Origin of the sequence: Legionella erythra (assembly GCF_001467615.1) — a bacterium.
In the GTDB taxonomy this organism is placed as follows: domain Bacteria; phylum Pseudomonadota; class Gammaproteobacteria; order Legionellales; family Legionellaceae; genus Legionella_C; species Legionella_C erythra.
The window spans coordinates 30,284-50,765 of sequence record NZ_LNYA01000006.1 but is presented as its reverse complement, the minus strand read 5'-3'; the positions used below and the strand labels follow the sequence as shown (position 1 = coordinate 50,765).

The window sequence follows — 20,482 nt, the reverse complement described above, 5'->3', positions numbered from 1 at the left end:
TTTATGATCGAATTCGGTGATAGAGTCACCGAGTAATAGAATGGCTAGTTACACAGAATTTCGGACAGACTCTGATTTAGATTTTTACAATTTACTTTTAACGTTGGCATTTTTTCTGATTATTTCTTTGCTCATCGCGCTCGAATACATTGCCAGATTACACCAGTTGGGTAAAGCCGGCTTCCGACGTAGGCGGCTTCTGAATTGGTCTATTGGATTGATTAATATTTTTTCTGCTTACCCTATAAGCAATTACTTTCTTGCTTATTATTGTGAAATCAATAACATAGGACTACTTAACTATTACGCCGCGCCATTCTGGCTGGTGTTCATTGTCTGGTTTGTAATATCGGATCTCATTTATTATACCCATCATCGTTTGGGTCATTCGGTTAATTTATTCTGCTATTTCCACCAGATCCATCATAGTGATAAATCACCCAATATTACAACCACCTTTCGCCTGCATCCGCTTGACTTTTTAAGCCTCCTGCTAACGCGCTCAATTTGTGTGATTATTTTTGGCCCTTGTCTTCTTGCTTTTGCGATCATCAACTTTTCTCATACGATAATTGCTTTCTTTTCCCATAGTAATATTAGAATGAATGACCAATTTGAAAGAATTTTATGTCAATTTATTGTTACACCCCGGTATCATCTGCAACATCATACGAAGGAGAATTGCAATAAGAATTATGCCACGGTTTTAACTGTTTGGGATAAAATAGGGGACAAACAGGTTCCACCCCTTTTAGGTGACATTGACAGGCGTCAACTTAATATTGGTATCGACACCGAAATAAATTTCGAAAAATTTAAAAATCTGATGCTGATCAATGACGTGGTCAATTGGTTTAAGAAGCATTATTTCAGCTATTCGTCTTTCGTTTTAGGTGTGCTTATTTTTGTATTTTTCTATTGGCTTCTTTGCTTGATTTTACCGCCCTTATCTCAAGGGTTAATCGGTTTTAATATCTGGACTTTCTTAAGTATTTTATTTTTTACTGTTCATTTATCCTTGCTGACGATTTCTATTTACCTGCATCGCGCCGAGACTCATCGTGCCTTGAAGTTTCATCCGGCAATCACCCATTTTTTTCGATTTTGGCTGTGGTTGGCGACAGGAACCAATCGCAAGGAATGGGTAGCCATTCACCGCCTTCATCATCAGGATCCAGATGGAAAAAAGGATCCTCATAGCCCAGTCAATCTCAGCATTAAGGCGTTGTTTACATCAGGAATTGAAATTTACAATAGCGCCAAGACGAATGATATCGTCAACCAATTTGGTGTTATTCGCAATGATGATTTTTTGGAAAAAAATCTCTATGGAAAATTATCCATGGCGGGTCCTTTATTATTGATGTTGCTCTACATTCCCTTGCTGGGCATATGGGGCATTCCATTGTGGTTTTTTCAAATGATTCTGCAAATTATCTTGCAAGCCAGCGTGATTAACGGCCTGGGTCATTATTACGGCTACCGTAATTTTAAGACCAATGATAATTCTCATAACCTGACCCGCTTTGGGCTGTTCATAATAGGTGAGGAGTTGCACAATAACCACCATGGAGATCCGTCCAGCTGCAAATTTTCTGTCAAATCAAACGAATGGGATCTCGGGTGGTATTATATTTTGATCTTGGAGTATCTCGGGCTCGCGACATTGAAAAGGCAAAAATATCCGGATAATAATTACCCGAACTTTACGATACATCCTTTCATGAGCCAGAGGACTCCGGTTAAACCTAAATCCAGGGGCGCCATGGATAGGAAAAATCACAGAACACCGGGGGCCTGATCGCTCACGTAGCCGTTGCTTTGCATTGATTGATATTGCTTTGAATAGGAGTGGCTAATTTTAAACCTTCGTGAAACAATGATTTAACAGTCGATCAATCGAGTCTTACCCTGTCGTTTGTTAGCGACTGCCTACATTTGTTTGTTTTCCTGACTTTTCTAAAGTAATGCCTTCCATGCTTGCTCAGTGGCAGGCATTTGGTGCTTGTTTGGAGGTATATCCTTGGTTGGAACTTCGCTAAAAAACAGGGGATTTAGTCTGACGCAGGCACTCCACTAATAAATTACCGCCAGGCCCCAGATCGCCATAAACCAGATATAAGTCATGGTAACGAATGCTTTTTTCTTCAAGATGCAGCAAACGTAATTGTGTTTGGCGAGCATTGACTAATGAATCATTCAGCCAGGCATACCCCAATCCCTGGTCTAAACATTGTAATTTCATTTCCAGGGTATCGACATACCATGCATTGACAGGGGATAAAAATCCTACATTCATGCTTTGCTCTTGATTGGCATCACGCACAATAATTTGCCTGTATTGCTTTAAATGCTTCTCACTAATACAGCCATCAATACAGTGCAAAGGATGATTTTCTGCGGCATAGAGCGAACTGGTGACCGTGATTAAATGTTCGCCTAAATAATCTTTGGGATAATTAAAACTAATGGCGACATCTGCCTGATTATTTTTAAATGCCTGCAGAGGACCTGAAAGAATGCTGCGCTTTAAACTGATTTGTGTGGGCAGCTTGTATGAGTCAAAAGCGGACAGGGCGCTCATCAACAATGGGATTGGGTAAATTTCATCCACAACCAAACGAATTTCAGCCTCCATGGGTTTAGAGTCTAAGGCAGGCATAGCCTCCATTTTTTCTGCCATCTCAAGCAACTTCAAAGCATGATAATAGTATTCTTTTCCAAAAGACGTTAAGGTAACCGTTCTTCCTGACGGCGCAAATAAAGCGATGCCTAAAGTCTCTTCCATCTTTTTCATTAAATAACTTAGGGTCGGTTGGCTTTTATGTAATTTAAGGGATGCTTTGGCATAACTACCTTCCTGAGCGATCGTGACCAAGGCTTGCCATTGATCCAAAGAAACTTTTAAATTCATAGAATTTTTAAATGATTTGGTAGTTAAAATTTCCATTATACCTTAAAAAATAGCCGACATATAATTGTTAAATCGAAAATACTAATTGGAAATACCATGAGACACCTATTTTTATTACTTGCTTTGTTGTTTACTTTTTCGTTGCATGCCTCTCCCCCTAAGGGGGATAAGCTCGTCGTGGTGGAGCAATCTGGCCGCGTCGAATTTTATGATACCTCATCCCATCAACGGTTAGGCGGGACAGCGGTCAATGATCTTCCCCATGAAATTACTTTATCCGAGGATGGCAATACAGCGTATGTCACCAATTTTGGTTTACAAGACTATGATGAAACCATAGGAACCCCGGGGGATACGATTTCTATCATTGATACACACAGCTTTAAAGTGTTGGGAACACTGTCAACGGGATTAAACAATGCTCCACATGGTATTAAAGTACGTCCGCAACACCCGGATGAACTTTATGTCAATACGGAGATGGATGACAAAATAATAGTATTTGATTTAAAAATCAAAACCATTAAAAAAGAATTTACAGCAACGGCAGGCACACATAATTTTATCTTTTCTCCAAACGGTAAGATGTTATGGTTAATGGCTGCTGCCAATGGAGTCACGAAAGTCGACGCCGAGACTGGGGTGATATTGGGGAATTTTTATACGGATTCACCGATTAGAGGCATTCAATATACGCCAGATGGTTTGATTATGGCTTCGAGTACCAACCGCATTGACTTTTTTGATCCAGCGTCTCTAAAAACAGTACGAACACTGGATGATTTAGGCGTCGATCAAATTTTATACTCTGCCATAAGCCCTGATAATCACTACATCGTAGCACCTGCGGTATGGAATAATGAGACGTTAATTATCAATAACCATACCGGGAAAATTCTTAAACGCATGGTTACAGGTCTCGATCCGGTTAATGTAGTTATCGATAAGCAAAGCCAATATGCCTATGTGTCCAATGCCAGGAATTCGCACGTAACCCAAATTAATTTGCGGAGTTTGACAAGCGAAGATATCGATGTGCAGCCAGGTCCCAATGGGTTGGCCTTATTGCCATTATCGGAAGAAGTCGGTGAAACGCACCGTTTACCGCAATTTATTTTGGGCGCCCTTTTACCTTTAACTGGAGAAGAGAAGCGATTAGGACGAGAGATGATGACAGGCTTTGAATTTTTTAGGGATACTATCAATCATCTCGGCGGCCTTAAGATAGGGCAAGAGACTTATCAATTGAAAATTGCTTATGAAGATACTCAAAGTGATCCATCCGGGCTAAAGAGCAAATTTGAACAGTTACGCAGAGACAATAAACTGAATGGCCTTTTGTTAACGGATGATGCGCAGGCGAATACCATCCTGAATGACACAGGCCTCCCTGTTTATCCATTGATTGCTCCTCAGGACAACTATCAAAATGAGGATAAAGCGCTTTTTTCACCTTTTCAAAGTGAAGAAGGTTTATTTCAGGCTTACCAGAATCAATTAAATCTTTCCATGACCACCCTGTCTGAACGCGCTTTTTTAAGCACAAAATTGGCACAACGAACGGTGGTCGACAATTTGTATCTGCCCACGAATCAAAACAAGGCTCCGGGCATTGTCTTATTGCATGCAAGTGGGGGTATAGAAAAAAATCATCGAGCCTGGGCAGAGCAATTAAGGGAATGGGGTTATGCAGTCCTTATTGTCGATTCGTTCACGGTTCGTGGCTATCTCGACAGGAAATCAATAGGATGGGATAAGGCTTATCAAGCCCAGCTTGCCGACTTGCCTAACGCATTCCGCATCTTAGCGCAACAAAAAAACGTAGCAGCCAATAACATGGGTTTGCTGGGATTTTCGTTAGGAGGTTATTCCACATTGGTCGCCATGCAGAAAGAGTATGATTTACCGTTTAGCTGGGGTGCTTCTTTTTATGGCCACGCTTATCGCTTTACGCCAGGTACAGCCTTTAAAAAGACAGTCATTTTTAATGGCAAAGACGATGATCGGTCACCGCTTGCCGGGGCTCAAGCCCTGCAACAGGGCGAGCCGCAGGGGAACATTACCTTATTCTCCTATGCGAAAGCCCACCATGGATTTGATAATTTTGAATTGCCGCAATGGGTGGAAATGCTGGATGAAAACGGGGTAATTTATCATTTAGGCTATAATGCTATAGCCCGTGATGAGGCGATTAAGGATTTTTACACTTTTTTACATAGCATGCCATCTTCCTGAGGCGTAGATGGGGTGTATTGACGTAGCTGGTGCAACCTGTTGGTTTACAACCAGACTACGCTAATTCGGTTTTTTTAGGATATAAAAATTTCTCATAAAAAAATGCAATCTGAAGTAAAATAAGGTTAACCCGCTCACCTTAAATGAAATTAGGAAAAGAATGTCGAACTTACCCTCATGTCCCCAATGCCACTCCGCGTATACTTACTAAGACGGTGGGCAATACATTTGTCCCGAATGTGCACATGAGTGGGTTCACTCTACTGAACAACCAGGCGAGCAGCCAGAATCAGGAATAAAAGATGCAAATGGCAACCTGTTGCAAGACGGTGATACAGTGACTGTCATTAAGGATTTAAAAGTTAAAGGCTCCTCTTTAACAATAAAGGTGGGAACCAAAGTTAAGAATATTCGCTTGGTATCGGGTGATCATGATATCGATTGCAAAATTGATGGCATCGGTGCGATGAAACTAAAATCACAGTTTGTAAAAAAATTATGATGCCGTGTTTACCTTAGCCCGGGCGCTTATCATCAAGAATGGCTGGTGCCCGCGCCATAAGAAAATTCAAGTCATTCGTTCGTCCTGCGACGTAATTTTTTTAAGGAACTGTTCTCGCCACGACGTGGCAAAATCATGAATTAGCCGCGAGATAATTCCCCTTAATTATATTTTATAGGCCATTTTGGTATAAAATAGTCCATATTGTGTTAATTTCTTTTTATTTGATAAGGATAAAACCCATTATGGTTTATGTATTAGTTAAAAATTTGCCTGAATTATTAGCGAGTAATGATCCTCAACAAGCGGTTATGGAAATGATTGGCACTGTAAAGCCCAAACTCGTTTTTGAGAGTTTAGACAGCGCTCAACTCTACATGGATGGCGAATTAAAGGTAATGTCCTCCGATTACCGGGCAAAATACAGTTATGGGTTTGTCGAATTGGATATAAAAAGTAAAGACGATTTTAAGGCCATGCAATCCAAACCCGAACAGTTACAAAAAGCCATGTTAGCCTTTATCATCAAAGGTAAACGAATGAATGCGCTATGGCTTGATGTAAAAGAGCATGAGAAGCAGCAGTTACTGGATATGAAATACCAGGAGCCAACACCAGAGGATGTTTTACTCAAAGAGCCCTACCTGAGTGTCCTCGCAAAAATGCCTGTCTCATTGCGCTTTCTTTGCTTTATTGATTACGCGCTGTTTCATCATTTCAATGAGACCTGGACGGCTTATGACAGTAGAGAACCGGGCTCCGTGCTGGATTTATTCAATACGCATGCCCAAGTATGCCGGCACCTGTTTTTAGCCGGGCAATCAGGCCAGTTAACCTTGAAACATGTCCAGGAATTGCAATCGTCATTGAGCCAGAATTTATTTGCCAAAGAAGAAAAGAGCCGAAGCGGTGTCCTGCGTGAAGGGTATAATTCGTTTCCCATTCTGCGCGATGCAGTGTCCCTGGACGGGTTGGTTGAGCTGCTAAAGCGAATAAGAGGAGATAAAAATAACGATGGTTTTATGATTGGTGAGGTAAAACATATCGGTATAATGTACCAATTTTACTCGACGCTATCCAATTCCTTACGGGTGTTTTATTTACAAACCAAATCGCCCCTGTCGTTTGCTGATTTTTCCAAAGTGTTTGTTGAATTAAAAGAACGTGCCTTAAAAGACACCATCAAGAGCATTACCCAGGCGCATCCCCAGGTATCAGAATCCATGATCCGGGAAGTTATTGGATTGGAGCTGCAAAGCATCAAATTGGATGTGATGTGTCTTGATGAGGAAAACTATAAAAAATATGGCATTATCCTGTTTGATACGGCCTCGGAGAGACTGCTTCACCTGGCTTCCCAAACCGAACTCAGGCCATCTCAGGCTGAGTTACCCCTGGCGCTGAAGCTTGCCCGCCAATTGTCCACGATAAATCATGATCATTTAGCAAAAAAATCGGATGACGAGCTGTTTGCCATAGCAAAAAACGTCATGGCTAATTTGGGTCAACAGCCACTATCGATATTAACTCCGGATGCCAAGACAGCGGAGTACCTCGCACAACAGGCTATCGATCAATACAACAGTAACATCAAAAAAGTAAAAACCCCTGATGAAGCCATTCGCTGCATTGTCTCTCTGGTTCATGAATTGGAGCTGATTCACCTGTTTCATGATGCCAATTGCCGTACGAATTATTTCCTGATGAATGAGGAATTACTCAAACTCGGACTGAAAGCCACCATGCTTTATAATCCCAACCGCCTCGACTTGTACAGTGTGGCAGAACTTGAAGACCAGGTAAAGCAGGGCATGCGCCGCTTTGATTATGTCATTGCTGAGGGGAGTGAGTTAGACAAGATGAATAAGGAATGGTTAGAGAAAAAACCCAGTTCTCAATTTTACGAAAACATGGCAACCCAACTTAATAAAGTGATCGCTGGGTTTAATCAACGCTATGAAGACCATATGAAAAAGCTTGAGAAAATGCTGGACCTGTCATCTTCTGATCAACGCCTCTTTTCGTCTAATACGAATAAGACGCTGCTCATTAGCATAAAGAAATTATTTGAGCAATTTAAAGGGGACAGCAATGTGCTGCGGTTTACTTCGGCTATCCATTTAATGGATAAAAAAGAAATGGAGCAAACCTTGGGGAAAGACTTCATAAGGGAGATGGAAAGCTTGCAGGCACTGACCCGGATAAATAGCTCTTTCTACCAGGGCTTGACTGCCAATTATTCTAACCCACTGAATAAATGATAAGGAACGTTCCTGACGTTTTTTGAGTTGGATTATGTGTGGATTTTATAGTTTATTTTAATCTGCCCCCTCTCCCGCGTGAGGAATTTGATAGATGATGCTTTTTTGCGGGAGAGGGTTGGGAGAGGGAATGTCACGGGGTGATGTGGGTGAGCATCCTTTTAGCTTTAAAGTCACGCAGTCGTAATGACCTTCATGACAGGTGGTGTTTGTTGGAAACCGGATTCCAAAATCGTAATACTTTAAACCGCGTTCAGTTAAGTAGCCCGTGCGGTTCATATCGTAGATAGGGTTCTCTGCATGCTATCCGAGCTCAATAATCACTCTTTTTTCAAAGGTAGCCCAAATCGACGATGCAGTTGCCAATTAGCACTTGTGCCATGAATTTAATCCGAGTCTATTCGCCCCGAAGCTAGTACCCACAGATGTCTTTCAGCATCCGTACAGTTTTTCCGCAAAGCGTGGGTTCGTTGCCTTAACCCCGATGGACCCAGGCGCCAGAGTAAAAATTGATTTTTTGAGCGAATAGCACTAGCATTGGCTTTATTTTAAGCATTTGCGAGATAATCACCGTTTCATAATTAAGAATCAGCCGATTATCTTGCCACCGTATACCTGGAAATCTATAAATGCGCTTGAATTTATCCAATAAATCCATTGAAGAAATAATTAAACTACTGAAACAATTAAATGACGGCGGAACCATCCAGCTTGATTTGAGCGCTAATAAACTGGGCTATAAGCCGCAACCCGAGCTCGCCATGCTGTGGGACATGCTTAAGCATTCTGGCTTCACCCATCTAAGCTTAAGCTTGAATGATCTTGATCAAAAGTCAGAAGCTGAGTTAATCGCCCTGTTTCATAACCTCAAAGGCTCTGCAATAACGCATCTTGATTTGAGTTGGAATGGTTTTGATCAAAAGAAAGCTACTGAATTATTTGCTATTTTATGTGTACTAAACCAGTTAGGGATTACCCATCTTAACCTAAGCTTGAATAGACTTGGAGAAAAGAAAGGGGAGGAGCTTGCAACCATCGTGAGTGCGTTCAGGAACAGCAGCCTTATTGAGCTTAATTTAGATTCAAATAAGCTCGGCCAGCGGCCAGGAGCGGAACTTGGCTTACTGGGGAATGCGCTTAAAGAGACCGGTGTTATTTACTTGGGTTTGTGCTCGAATGCCCTTGGAAATAGAACAGCTGATGAGCTGGCAGCTTTGTTCGCTACATTTATAGAGTCCAATGTCACTCATCTGGATTTAAGCTGGAATGACTTTTCAAAAAGAACAGGCATTGAATTGCACAGGCTGCTTAACCTGTTGGTTGAATCAGGTATCATTGTTCTTGATTTAAGCGGAAATCACCTGGCCAAAAAGACAGACATCGAGTTGCTGGACTTGTTCAACCTTTTTAAAAAGGGTGCAATAACTCATCTCAATTTGAGTTTTAATCATCTGGGGGAAAAAGCAACGCCAGGACTGGCAGCGCTGTTTAGGGCTTTCAAGGGATCGGCAATTACCTCGCTTGGTTTAAGCAGTAATTTTCTTGAGCAAAAAACGGGGCTTGAGTTGTCAGTTATACTCAATAGTTTCAGCGATTCTAATATTACCGAGCTTGATTTAAGTAGAAATGACTTTGAGAAAAGAACGGTAGAGGATTTGATGCTTATTTTCAATGCATTGCCTGCCAATATTACCAGAATCAAACTGACAGTCCATGAAGTCACCAACATGAACGACGCGCAACGTAAAGCAATTCAAACCCGTTATCCCCGTGCCCAACAAATTGTCTTAATCGATAATCAAAATAGAGAATTAAATCCCGCTCTGAGCAGGGATGATGCGAACATATACACAAGCCTTGGATTTGAGGTTTCGGCTCCATCCTTATTTAATCTGGTTTCTTTTTTTGTTGCCCGCAATGCGACCCAATTCGGGCGTGAAGTGACAGGGACACTGAGCGCAGAGTTAAAAGAAGGTATCGAGCAATTTAAATCCTAACCGGCGAATGATTTATCGGGTTCCTCTCTGAAATATGAGTTTGATTTATGGCATAGATTTGATAAAATATTTATCAATGTGTATTTTTATTTGATAGATATGCCCTTATCAGTTAAAGAAATTATCTCTGGCGTTGACATAACTTCGCATTATCTCGGGTCTGAGAGCCAACCGTTTAAAATTTTTCGCCACAATAAAAATGTTTATGCTGTGCGTTATAACGAAACGGAAGCAGTTGATTTTGTTCACCTATGGGGCAGCCATAAAGGGGAGATGCAGAGTAAAAATGAATACCTGGGTTCGGGTGTTGTCGGGCAGGTTTTTAAAAAAACAGAAAATAAGGCATTCAAAGAGATAGGCGATAAAAAATACAAAGGGCATGAAATAAAAGCAAACCTGGCTATTCTCGAACAGAAATTTTTACTTCAAGAGCATGGAATTGATCAATATTTTGTTTTGGGCCTCTGGAATATTAAAGACAAAAGTAATGTAGTTTTTAATATGCCAAAGCTTGAGATGAAATACCCCTCCAAAATGGATTTTCAACCCCAGTATGAAGCATTTGTTCTTGGTCTTAAAAAATTGAATGAACGGGGTTATTGTCATCCCGATTTAGCCAACGACCCATGGCATAATAGCCCACAAAACCTGTTTTTTACAGCGGAGGGCCTTAGGACAGTTGATCTGGATTCAGGGTTTTATCCCCATCAGAATAATGAAAAAATGAAAATTTATGGCAAAGATCAATGGTTATATGTCTATAATCATCGATTTCCACCTGAGAATACGAAACGTAATCAGTGGCGCCAGGAAATAGAAGACTGGTATAACAAACACCAGGGGCAAGCTTTGTCGGATAATCCAGTCGCGCTGTTCAATCTTCATAATCGAGGAAAAATCGCCTTACCAGCCGATATGGTTTATGAAATGCACCTTAAGAATTCAGATAAAGCCGTGGAAGAATACCGTTCGGGAAGTCAAGAAAACAGGGTTCACCGTTTTCATGAAGTCAGTGCAGATGATTTCCCCCATGAGCGCTTTAAAAGGGAATACAAGAGCATAAAAGGAGATGCTTTAAAAAGAACTATTCTTCACGAGCTTAAGGATGAATTGGCTCAGGTCGGCACACGGGAAGAGCTTATGGAAATAAAAACCCGCTTCTTAAACTCACCTGAAATGGCAATTTTTGATAAAGCACAGGGCAAATGGACGCATCGCTTTGATCTCAAAACTGATTCGCATAAAGCCGTCGAGAAACTTTTTGCTGCAGCAGAGGAGAGGCTCAATGACGCGGATAAAGCGAAAGGCATGGAAAGGCCAGGCGTTGGTAAATCTTAACCCTCATAACCGGTTTTGGCTTAAATCGAGTAACCGGTGATTCGCGTGCACGGGCAAATGAATATGGAAGTGACAACCGTGGTCTTCATCACTCTCAAACAAGACGTCACCGTGAGCGCAATTTACATCTGGCTTTTTGTGCAATCGTTCCCGTTTCTTCAATTCGTTGCTGCAAAAAACGGATATTAAACGCTATAATTTATCCCAGTCGATGTTGGCTTTTCTTGAAGAATCAGAAAAATATTTAAAATCAATTCAATTGACAATGGGTAAGGCGCTTCATAAAGTAAAAAATTAAACGCGCGGTTTAGCTTACCTTAAGCGGAATGATTGCATATGACTAACGTGTGGACAGGCACAGTCCTACCGATTACCTACCTTTACCTTGTCAGAATGATGGGGGTTTTTTTATTTACTCCTATCTTTTCTGCTTCGATTGAAAACATACCCCACGCCACGCCCTTTCTAGTCGGTACAGCGATAGGGATATTCGGGTTAACACAAGCCGTTTTTCAAATTCCTTTTGGTGTATGGTCAGATAAATATGGCCGGAAAAAATTAATTAACCTGGGCTTATCCAGCTATATTCTGGGGAGCTTGTTGGGCATTATGGCTGGGTCCATTTACACTCTGATTCTTGCCCGTGTCATTCAGGGTATTGGAGCCATATCGGCTGTGCTCAGCGCGTTGATGGTGGATTTGACTCCGGAATCGACCCGGGTAAAGGCTTTTGCCTTCATCGGCATCGTGATAGCCGTCCTTTTCATGGTGTGTATGATAATCTCACCCATTCTTGTCCATCATTTCGGACTGTCTGTTTTATTTTACCTCATCACGGGCCTGTCATTAGCCGGATTGGCGATTAATCAGTACCTGATTCCCCACCCTGACAAATGCCTGACGTCAAGTATCGAAGCCGCTTCAATCAAAGGGTTGCTTAAAAATAAAAAGTTATCGGTCATAAATCACAGTATTCTGATTCAACATCTGCAGGTGTGTTCCACATTTTATGCCGTACCTATTCTGGTAAAACAACTGGTACAACGCGGGGAATTGATAAACGTTTTTTATTTTTATGCCCCGACGCTGGGTTTGAGTTTTATTTTGATGGCGCTCCTCGTTATTTTCTCCGAAAAATACCACGTGGTTAAACCCTTATTTCTCTTAAGCATCCTCACTTACTGCATGATCCAATTCAGCATGGGGTTTAAGCCGGATGTCACCACCATCATTTTCTTATTTACGTTATATTTTACTGCCTTTAATTTCCTGGAAGCCAATTTATATGCGTTTGTTTCAAAGGATTGTGCACCTGATAGCCGTGGCACGGTGCTCAGTATATTTGCGACTTATCAATTTGTTGGGTTTTTTCTGGGGGGAGTCTGCGCAGGGATAATCGCTCAATTTTTATCGTTGCATGCCCTGTTTATTTTTAATGGCATGCTTTGCCTATTCTGGTTTTTTTATTCGCTTCGATTATTTGAAAAAGACAAGTAAGTCCCTTAAAACAGCCGATTCACAGGAGGAAGTTTTGAAAATAAAAAGCGGAGGTTTATTAATTCTCTGGGTTTTTGTTCTTCAGGGGATGGGATTTCTTTTAGGCTTATTAACCAGGGCCAATATTTCCCCCTGGTATGAGCACTTGAATAAATCCATGTTAACGCCGCCGCCCTGGGTATTTTCAAGCGTTTGGATCCTGTTATATGTGCTGCTTGCAATAGTCGGATGGGCGTTGTGGGATGATAGAAAAAGAGGGGGTATCAAGCCATTATTCTACCTTTACCTGGTCCAATTGTTCATGAACTGGATGTGGACGCTCTTTTTCTTTCAGTGGCATTGGTTAGGCTTTAGTTTTTTGTGGATTATTCTTATCGCCGGCGTGACAGGGGTGCTTATTTTTCAGTTATACGATAGAAAAAGGGTTCTTGCTGTCTTGTTAATGCCTTATCTGACCTGGTTAGCTTTTGCGGCCTACTTAAATGGGGTAATCTGGTTTTTTAATTAGCGGGCTGGAACCCGCTAATGGGTTAGGATGCGCTTAATTCCTTAAGAAATAATAAATAGACAGCGTTAGTCCAGCCAAACCCCACTTCATTACTGGTGTAACTATAATGAATCTTTCCAGCGGTATGGATGCTTTCATCCAGTACATCGTATTTTTCAAAAACGACCTGGGCTTTCGCAAACCCCTTGTTCACCGTATTGACAAACCGTTTGGCTAAATCCAGAGCCTCAACGTGATAGCCATACCGTTTTAATCCCTCAACAGCGAAATAATGCATGGGAGCCCAGCCAAAGGGCGCATCCCATTGGACGCCCTGCTTATAAGGACTGGCTAAGAGTCCTCCCTTACCTAGTAGTCGAGGCAGGTTTTTTACCACCGCCTGAGCTTGCTCCTTAGTCGCAAGCCCAGCCCATAAAGGATAAAGGGTGGTCGCAAACAAATACGGCCGTAATTGCCGCGTTTTGTAATTGTAATCAAAATAAAAGCCGCTGGGTTTATCCCACAGGTATTGATTAATCCGTGCGGCACGCACGTTTGCGCGTTTCTGCCAAAGCGCAGCAGATTGGGGTTTTTTGAGGATGGTGTAAATTTCAGCCGTTTCCTTTTCCATTTGATAAAGAAAAACATTTAAATCAACCGGAATATAATCGACAATAGCCGCACCGAAAGGGCCGTATTTATTGGAGATATCCAATCCTGATTCTCGTACGGTCCTATCGGCAATATAAAAGGCTTTTGTTAAGGTTTCGCTGTTTTTATCGTAGTACAACGATTTGTCATAATCACGAATGTCATGGGTTTTAAAATAGCGCAACACATGCTCATAGTAAGCGGCTGATTCTTCAGGGGCAGGGCCTTCGCCTTGCGCGTAATAACGCGACAAACCTGTTTCAGGGTTTAAATGTGGAGGGCTTATCCAGAATTGATAAAATTTATTGATCGCCGGAAGGGTGGCTTTCAACCATTTTTTGTCCTTGGTCTCGCGATAATAAGCCAGGATCATGCCGGTTAATAAAGGGGGCTGAGACCGTTGTAAATAGTAGGTGCGGTTCGCATTGAGGATGGTGCCGTAATGATGAATCTCATAAATCAGGTTATCGACCATGTACTTTGCCAGTTCCACCTTCCCGCTTTCGAGCAATCCAAGTTGAATAAAATAACTGTCCCACCCATACATTTCATTAAACCGACCGCCGGGTACCACGTAGGGATAGGGCAAATACAGCAGCCCGTGTTCATGAATTTTACTGACCGATTCAGGGAGAATCCGAATAATCAGATGCTGTTGGGACGTTTTGGAGCGGCTGGCAACCCGATTTTTGACATGTTGCAGATTTTCTTTGCGCGACACATAGAGTATGGTTTGAGCCCGGTTTAATTTGTCATCAGAATGGGACCAATCCAATTGATTGGTATCTCTTACCAGGACATTCCACGTTGATTCGATATAGGTACGAACTTTTTTAGTCAGATCGTCTGTTAAGGGTGTAGAACCGCTACAGATATCGCTGATTGCCATCAGGAGCATTAACCAGTAACCCATCCGCTTTTGCATCTTGACCTCTATCCCTATCGCCATGACCATTCAGAGTAGCGTCCTTTTATGTACGATAAAAGCTTATTATTGCAGGAAATGAGAAGGATGTTTTTTTGTATAAAAGCTGTAATATTTGTCACCACTTTCCATTTTGGAGAAATAAAATAGACAGCAAAACCTGGTTATTTATTTTTAGCGCGGCCTTGTCGATGGGGGCTTTGGCTGGTGAAGAAAGGCCTGTTTATACCATTGGTGCTTATGACGATGCCTTTGCCAAGCAGCTTGCCGTGATGAAGCTTGGACCCATTGCTGCGTCCGAAGTTCCTTCCGTAATCCCGGCTTCGTTTCTGGAGCAAGATAAAAGTTATGCAGGCGGTGAGGCATTTCCCACAATTGATGAGGCTTGCGCCGCATTGAAATCGCAGCTTGCAGAAAACAAACTTCCAGCCGATGAACATTGGCATGTGTATTTATTGGAGCCTCATTGGGGCCAGGATACCTATGCATTACGGACGAATGATGTGCGCATTAGCCATCCAGTCCGCGTGATTAAAATGGTGAAAGGAGTTTGTTAATTTTTTCTTGCATCCCTGCCTGAAGTGCATTCAATCTTTGAAATGGGTATTATTGTAATCATTCTCTTCTTTTCTTCTCTGTTCTTCCCGCCAGCTGTCATCCCATTTGCCGGATCCGCCAGAAATTTTTTGAAGATCGTTTTCTGCAATTTTATTTGTTTTATTCGAACGATTTTTAAGATGTTTGCCTGTCTTTTTCATAATAATTCCATGCTGTTTTATTCATTTAAGCATAGTATAAAAAGTGATATCCGCTAGGCGCAGGTCCACAGTTTTTGTGACAAGACGCTGTGGAGAAGCGGGTCAGCCTGTTCAATAAAAGGTTCACTATCCTCAAGCCTGTGGTTAAATCGCTGAAGATACTGCACTTTTATTTTGGTTTTATGGAATAACCCCGAATCAAGTGCCTGGTAGTTACCTTTGTCAAAAAATACAGACAATTTGCTATCACAACCGGCTGGGAGAAAAAAGCCATTGATCTGGCGTGCGTCGCTGTGTTTTTTTTCGCCCTTTTCAGAGCAGGGCGAGAGGGTGAGAAAGATGGTTATGTTTAAAATTTTTTGCCCAGGAAAAGTGGATTTAAATTGGTTTAACAGCTCAGGAAAACCGCGAATCAGGTTTTCTTCCGCATGATTCGATTCAGGGTATAAATGCGGTATGCCGTCGTTTACCAACAATTGATAAAGCGTTGTTTTCTTTTTGTCCTCGTCAGCGTCTAAAACCTGACCTGACAACTCACGGCTAATGGCCAGTTTGGCCTGAGCCTGTTTCATGGTGGCAACGTCTGGACTGGGGTTACTGCGAAAAACAAAATAGGCCTGGCCGTTTAAACTGATAATGGCAATGACTTCTTTTGGTTTGCGTTGCAAAAAGGCTATGGCTTCTGAAAGGGAGCGGTACAATTTCATTTCCTCTTCCTCCTGCTGTCAATTCTGTTTAATGACTATATTGCCCTTAGAGAAAATGATCAATGGAAATACAGTCCGTTTTTTTTAAGGCAGGTTGGCCGTGAGTATTCCTTTAATAAATAAAAACTATGATATGAATAAAAACAATATATTTTACTTATTATAATGTGTGCTCAAAGATAGACCATTAAGTGGCCTAATGACGAGGTGGTTTATGATATCAAAAACTGAGCACAGTGAATCTGATTTGCAATCAGAACCGGTATTTGTGAGTTTGAAGGGCCGGGATGTAGTGACGGCTCGTGTATCGGATCATCACCCCATTGCTCATGACAATGTTCTATTCTGGAATATGATGATGCAGGGAAATAAACGAGGGGCGGGTAGTGGCTTTAATAATGGCTTTGGTATGATTGAGAGCGACAAACAATATACCCGCCGCCTGATTGCCGTCGCCTGGGTTATTGCTGAAACGGTATATCGACATCCGAACGTTGAGGCGATTCATCTCTGTGAGGGGCCGGTTAAACCAAAGGACCTCAAGGTATTCTATCAGGCGTTGATGAGATTTTCTTTTATGAAACGCTTCATGCGGGAAAACCAGTTTTACCGGCCCGATGCGGACGGTATCCATTGGGGATTGTTAACCCTTGTGGACACACGATACGATGTGACTTCTGTAAATAGTCACCCTGTTGATCTATTTCCTAAACTGACCAATCGTTTTCAGCTGTTAAAATTGACTGACAATGAGGTTGTAAAATACATGGCATCAGCGCATTTTCCTTTTGCCGGGGATGAGCATAAAGAAGATAGAGAAGCCTTGTCTCTGTCGGGAAAGGCTTATTGTCAGTGGATTAATGCATTGCATGATAATTACAGCCATGCCAGTTTGATCCTTTGCGCCGATTTTAATTTAAACCCGTATCTAATCAGTCAGAGACAGGAGCGGGCATTGGATAAAATCCCATCTGATAACAGTATCCTTCTGCATACTGGGGGCGATAAAATGGCCGCGACGATTCATAAGGTGATGGTAGATGGTATCCTGTTGTCCAATCAGGAAAAGCAGAAATACCAGACCACTCGCCTGAAGGTGGATCTGGCGGCGTTGGTCAAATCGGAATATCGTTTCTTTCAACCAAACCAGGCCGCTGTACAGGAAAGTCCAGAAAAAAACCAGGAATCCCGGGAAATCGTCTTGTTGCAGTAAGCAACAGGTAGAGTGGGTTGGTTTCCAGAGTGTTTTTTTGCGTTTTAATTTGCAAATTTCCTGATCTCAACTAAATAATATACCAGGGAAATTCAATTAAGTACCGCATGAAAAAATGGACTGGCTTTCTTATCGTGCTGGCGATAATGCTTCTTGGGGCTTACTACGTCATGGGATGGATGGCCATGCGTACGTTAAGCCAAAATATAACGGCCTTGCCTCAAAGCCCCGTGTTTAGCGTTTCACTGGAAAAGTATCAGCGCGGCTGGTTCTCATCGCATGCCCTGTTGCACTTGAAGCTCAATATCCCGCCTCAGGCGACTAAGGGGGCGGATGGGGGAGAACAGTCGGGGTTGCCTGTGACGATGCGGCTTGGTTTCCCCCTCTTGATTCAGCATGGACCGGTTATCTTTACCGATACAGGTCTGCGTTTTGGTACAGCGCAGGTGACGACAAGGCCCGCGACCCATTATGGCGCTTTGATCAATTATCTGAACAAAACCATCATGACTTACACCTTGCCGTCCATGACATTGTATACGGACATTAATCCCGCGCAGGGCAGTTATCAATTCAATTGGAAAGGGCTTCGCCTATGGCTTGGTTTATCGTCGCATTTAAACGGGTTTGAGAGTCACCTTAAAGCGGGTGGTTTAACCATCAGTGCCCGGGATTTTAATCTAAGGCTTCAAAAAATTGTCAGTGAAACGGAATCAACACGCTATCAGTCATGGTTATGGGTGGGGAAAACCCATCTTTTCCTCCCTTCGCTCACCTTCCATGCGACCGGGCGGAAGTGGTTTGATCTAAAAGGCTTTGATTTAACCGTCAAGTCCCAAGTGGAAGATGACAGCCTGCGGTTTGATTGGCAATTTTCCCTGCAAAAGCTGTTTGCAAATGACCAGACCTATGGCCCTGTCACCCTCAAATTGAGCATCCGGCATGTGGATACGGCGGCGATGGCGAAAATCAACCAGCAACTGTGGAATTCTTCGGTGCAAAGCCGTTCCAGTCTGGCGATGATGGCGATAATGGCGGAATTACCCAATTTACTGGCAAAAGGGCCGGTCATCGAACTGGAGGCGTTTGATTTAACCATGCCAGAGGGGAAAGTGATGGGGCATTTCAACGTGATTTTTCCCAAGGTTAACCCCAAAGACGATGCGGAATTCATGAAAAAGATACGCGGTGAGGGGCAATTCAAGGCGCCGGTGAAGGTCGTCCGGGCGCTGTTGATTGAATCGCTGAAACGGCATGCCCCGCCTGCGGCACCTGCTGCTCCCCGGGATGAAGCCTTGACTTTGGAAGCCGCTAATCCAGTGCCTGCCAATAATACCCTGGACATTGAACAGCAAGCCGATAAAATTCTTCAGGATTACATCAGCAAGGGTATTTTAAAGCTTGAAGGGGAAGACTACGTGGTAACCTTCACGTTAGAGAATCAGCAGCTGCTGGTCAATGGACAACGTTTTAATCCCTAACGCGCCCAAATCGGGCGTGAGGGATTATTAAAACCGGCAGCGTCATTATGTCATCAATTGTTGCATGGCGATGGCGCCCAATCCGACAGTGATATGGGTCAGCGTGGCGTTGCTGGGCAGGTATTCTTTAAAAAAGCGGTAACAACCGGATTCATTTTCAGGTTCTGGTAGAGTCCTTTGCGAGGTAATCAGACTCTCCTGCTCCCGTGATTCTGAGGATTCCTCCATGAGCGGTTGTTTCTCGTCCATTGTTTCGTCAGGTACTGTTTCGACCGCCTGTTGAGCTAAAACCTTGTTGTATTGGTCGACGATAGCTTGCTTTTCCGCCCGCAGGTTGTTCAATTCCTGTTGCAGTGCCTGATTTTTTTGTTCCTGTTGCTGCAATTTAACCTGCTGGAGGTGCTGTTGGATCTTATCGTATTCCTGTTGGGCCTGCTTTAGATGGTATTGCAATTGATGATGGTATCTCTCCCAGTCTCTGGGGGAGGATGTATCCTCATTTTGGCCGATGGTAATCTGTTTCAGTTCATCCTCATTGATTTCATGATGAAGCGCTTTTTCCGCGTCGACGTATTTCTGGGCTGTGGTATGGAGGGCCTGGATGAGGTCGACAGGGAAAAACCAGGATTTTATCCAGTAATAACATTGCGAAAACCAGGATAATTGCTCCCAGCGGCAGCGGCTATGGTAGTAATTTTTACTGGCTGCGTTGTATTTGTTCAGTTTTTGTTCGAATGTGGCCATTTTAGACTGAAGCTCGGCGCGCTGATTTACCCATTCGGCAAGTTTTTTTTCAAGTTTTTTACCTTCTTCAAGTCCAATCGGTTCCTCTGGTTTAATTAATTCAGACTTGGGTGCAATCGGTATGATGTCTATTTTTTTTGGGACGGGCGCGGGAACGTACACTTTGACCAGCCGGTTAATATAGGCTTTAGGGCTTTCTGACTCGTTTTGGTCTAATTGCTCCTCAGCCAGCGCGATGCTCTGTTGTGCGCAGTAGAGTTTAATCTGCTCAAATAAGGCGAGAGATTGATGAGCAGTCGTTTTTTTCTTTTCTTCTACCGAATTAACGACGACTGATCGCAGCATCCAGATAGATCCTTGATACTCGACGTTGCGGTAATTTTTCAGGTGTTGATAATACACAATAGCAAAAATTAGGCTTTCCCGGCTGGTGATTTTGGGTAAATGGAATTCATAATCTGTTTCTTCGGTTTTAAATTCGATTTTATTGTTAAATTTCACCGCCTCATTATGCAATTGGTTAACGACCTGCTTGATCTCGGTAATACCCTGCGTTTCTATTTGAAGACCAATGCGGATTAGGTTTCTTCCGATTTGAATTTGTCGCGTGTAGTCTGCGTTTGTCTTGACCTGAGGCAGACAATTGATTAAATCTTGAAAGCGTTGCCAATAGTTCGTCATTGAAATCATCATTAGTCCTTTAAGATTAATCTCTATTTTTAATGTAAAAGGGTTAGGTAAAAAAATCTACATCTCTTTTAGGGATGGGACT

Annotated in this window: 15 protein-coding genes and 1 pseudogene; 11 read left to right on the top strand and 5 right to left on the bottom strand. The window is 42.5% G+C overall.

Annotated features, from left to right (window positions below; genetic code table 11):
• Positions 1 to 40 precede the first annotated feature (40 nt).
• Positions 41 to 1,801 carry a sterol desaturase family protein gene (locus Lery_RS02975; protein WP_058525771.1) on the top strand — a complete coding sequence of 587 codons (1,761 nt, stop codon included), beginning with the start codon at positions 41 to 43 and terminating at the stop codon, positions 1,799 to 1,801.
• Between the two features lie 237 nt (positions 1,802 to 2,038).
• Here Lery_RS02975 and Lery_RS02970 read toward each other — a convergent pair whose 3' ends face one another.
• Entirely contained in the window at positions 2,039 to 2,914 is an 876-nt protein-coding gene (locus Lery_RS02970; protein WP_162262936.1) for a LysR family transcriptional regulator, read from the bottom strand.
• 96 nt (positions 2,915 to 3,010) lie between these two features.
• Here Lery_RS02970 and Lery_RS02965 point away from each other — a divergent pair, with 96 nt between their 5' ends.
• The 7 genes and pseudogenes from Lery_RS02965 (at position 3,011) to Lery_RS02935 (ending at position 13,252) form a co-directional block, all read left to right on the top strand.
• On the top strand, positions 3,011 to 5,149 hold the full coding sequence (locus Lery_RS02965; protein ID WP_058525769.1) for a dienelactone hydrolase family protein: 2,139 nt from the start codon (positions 3,011 to 3,013) through the stop codon (positions 5,147 to 5,149).
• Between the two features lie 160 nt (positions 5,150 to 5,309).
• Positions 5,310 to 5,651: pseudogene (locus Lery_RS02960) on the top strand (zinc ribbon domain-containing protein YjdM).
• 245 nt (positions 5,652 to 5,896) lie between these two features.
• A complete protein-coding gene (locus tag Lery_RS02955; protein ID WP_058525768.1) occupies positions 5,897 to 7,912 on the top strand; it encodes a Fic family protein in 2,016 nt (671 codons plus the stop codon).
• A 629-nt stretch (positions 7,913 to 8,541) separates the two neighbouring features.
• A complete protein-coding gene (locus tag Lery_RS02950; protein ID WP_058525767.1) occupies positions 8,542 to 9,909 on the top strand; it encodes a leucine-rich repeat domain-containing protein in 1,368 nt (455 codons plus the stop codon).
• A gap of 210 nt (positions 9,910 to 10,119) precedes the next feature.
• Complete coding sequence (locus Lery_RS02945; RefSeq protein WP_237759133.1) at positions 10,120 to 11,247, top strand: hypothetical protein; 1,128 nt, start codon at positions 10,120 to 10,122, stop codon at positions 11,245 to 11,247.
• 336 nt (positions 11,248 to 11,583) lie between these two features.
• The gene (locus tag Lery_RS02940) at positions 11,584 to 12,744 is read left to right on the top strand and encodes an MFS transporter (RefSeq protein ID WP_058525765.1); all 1,161 of its coding nucleotides are present in this window, start codon (positions 11,584 to 11,586) and stop codon (positions 12,742 to 12,744) included.
• A gap of 34 nt (positions 12,745 to 12,778) precedes the next feature.
• Entirely contained in the window at positions 12,779 to 13,252 is a 474-nt protein-coding gene (locus Lery_RS02935) for a TspO/MBR family protein (protein ID WP_237759132.1), read from the top strand.
• Positions 13,253 to 13,274: 22 nt separating this feature from the next.
• On the opposite strand, the gene Lery_RS02930 is transcribed toward Lery_RS02935, so the two are convergent.
• The gene (locus Lery_RS02930; RefSeq protein ID WP_237759131.1) at positions 13,275 to 14,837 is read right to left on the bottom strand and encodes an alpha,alpha-trehalase; all 1,563 of its coding nucleotides are present in this window, start codon (positions 14,835 to 14,837) and stop codon (positions 13,275 to 13,277) included.
• Between the two features lie 65 nt (positions 14,838 to 14,902).
• On the opposite strand from Lery_RS02930, the gene Lery_RS02925 reads away from it, so the two are divergent.
• On the top strand, positions 14,903 to 15,364 hold the full coding sequence (locus Lery_RS02925) for a DVU_2496 family lipoprotein (protein ID WP_058525763.1): 462 nt from the start codon (positions 14,903 to 14,905) through the stop codon (positions 15,362 to 15,364).
• Between the two features lie 30 nt (positions 15,365 to 15,394).
• Here the strand turns inward: Lery_RS02925 and Lery_RS15210 are convergent, their stop codons facing one another.
• Together Lery_RS15210 and Lery_RS02920 are read right to left on the bottom strand one after the other, a co-directional pair.
• The gene (locus Lery_RS15210; RefSeq protein ID WP_156412471.1) at positions 15,395 to 15,565 is read right to left on the bottom strand and encodes a hypothetical protein; all 171 of its coding nucleotides are present in this window, start codon (positions 15,563 to 15,565) and stop codon (positions 15,395 to 15,397) included.
• A 53-nt stretch (positions 15,566 to 15,618) separates the two neighbouring features.
• Positions 15,619 to 16,272, bottom strand: a complete 654-nt coding sequence (locus Lery_RS02920; RefSeq protein ID WP_058525762.1) for a cytidine/deoxycytidylate deaminase family protein — start codon at positions 16,270 to 16,272, stop codon at positions 15,619 to 15,621.
• Positions 16,273 to 16,486: 214 nt separating this feature from the next.
• On the opposite strand from Lery_RS02920, the gene Lery_RS02915 reads away from it, so the two are divergent.
• Together Lery_RS02915 and Lery_RS02910 are read left to right on the top strand one after the other, a co-directional pair.
• Positions 16,487 to 17,485 (top strand): hypothetical protein, encoded by a 999-nt coding sequence (locus Lery_RS02915; RefSeq protein ID WP_058525761.1) that lies wholly within the window; start codon positions 16,487 to 16,489, stop codon positions 17,483 to 17,485.
• Positions 17,486 to 17,592: 107 nt separating this feature from the next.
• Complete coding sequence (locus Lery_RS02910) at positions 17,593 to 18,966, top strand: YdgA family protein (RefSeq protein ID WP_058525760.1); 1,374 nt, start codon at positions 17,593 to 17,595, stop codon at positions 18,964 to 18,966.
• A 45-nt stretch (positions 18,967 to 19,011) separates the two neighbouring features.
• Here Lery_RS02910 and Lery_RS02905 read toward each other — a convergent pair whose 3' ends face one another.
• Positions 19,012 to 20,391: a hypothetical protein gene (locus tag Lery_RS02905; RefSeq protein ID WP_131751092.1), complete on the bottom strand. Its 1,380-nt coding sequence runs from the start codon at positions 20,389 to 20,391 to the stop codon at positions 19,012 to 19,014.
• Positions 20,392 to 20,482: the final 91 nt, after the last annotated feature.

Bases quoted from the DNA above. Each gene is read 5' to 3' on its own strand.
- Lery_RS02975 (WP_058525771.1), top strand. From the start codon at position 41: ATGGCTAGTTACACAGAATTTCGGACAGACTCTGATTTAGATTTTTAC.
- Lery_RS02970 (WP_162262936.1), bottom strand. From the start codon at position 2,914: ATGAATTTAAAAGTTTCTTTGGATCAATGGCAAGCCTTGGTCACGATC.
- Lery_RS02965 (WP_058525769.1), top strand. From the start codon at position 3,011: ATGAGACACCTATTTTTATTACTTGCTTTGTTGTTTACTTTTTCGTTG.
- Lery_RS02955 (WP_058525768.1), top strand. From the start codon at position 5,897: ATGGTTTATGTATTAGTTAAAAATTTGCCTGAATTATTAGCGAGTAAT.
- Lery_RS02950 (WP_058525767.1), top strand. From the start codon at position 8,542: ATGCGCTTGAATTTATCCAATAAATCCATTGAAGAAATAATTAAACTA.
- Lery_RS02940 (WP_058525765.1), top strand. From the start codon at position 11,584: ATGACTAACGTGTGGACAGGCACAGTCCTACCGATTACCTACCTTTAC.
- Lery_RS02930 (WP_237759131.1), bottom strand. From the start codon at position 14,837: ATGGTCATGGCGATAGGGATAGAGGTCAAGATGCAAAAGCGGATGGGT.
- Lery_RS15210 (WP_156412471.1), bottom strand. From the start codon at position 15,565: ATGAAAAAGACAGGCAAACATCTTAAAAATCGTTCGAATAAAACAAAT.
- Lery_RS02920 (WP_058525762.1), bottom strand. From the start codon at position 16,272: ATGAAATTGTACCGCTCCCTTTCAGAAGCCATAGCCTTTTTGCAACGC.
- Lery_RS02915 (WP_058525761.1), top strand. From the start codon at position 16,487: ATGATATCAAAAACTGAGCACAGTGAATCTGATTTGCAATCAGAACCG.
- Lery_RS02910 (WP_058525760.1), top strand. From the start codon at position 17,593: ATGAAAAAATGGACTGGCTTTCTTATCGTGCTGGCGATAATGCTTCTT.
- Lery_RS02905 (WP_131751092.1), bottom strand. From the start codon at position 20,391: ATGACGAACTATTGGCAACGCTTTCAAGATTTAATCAATTGTCTGCCT.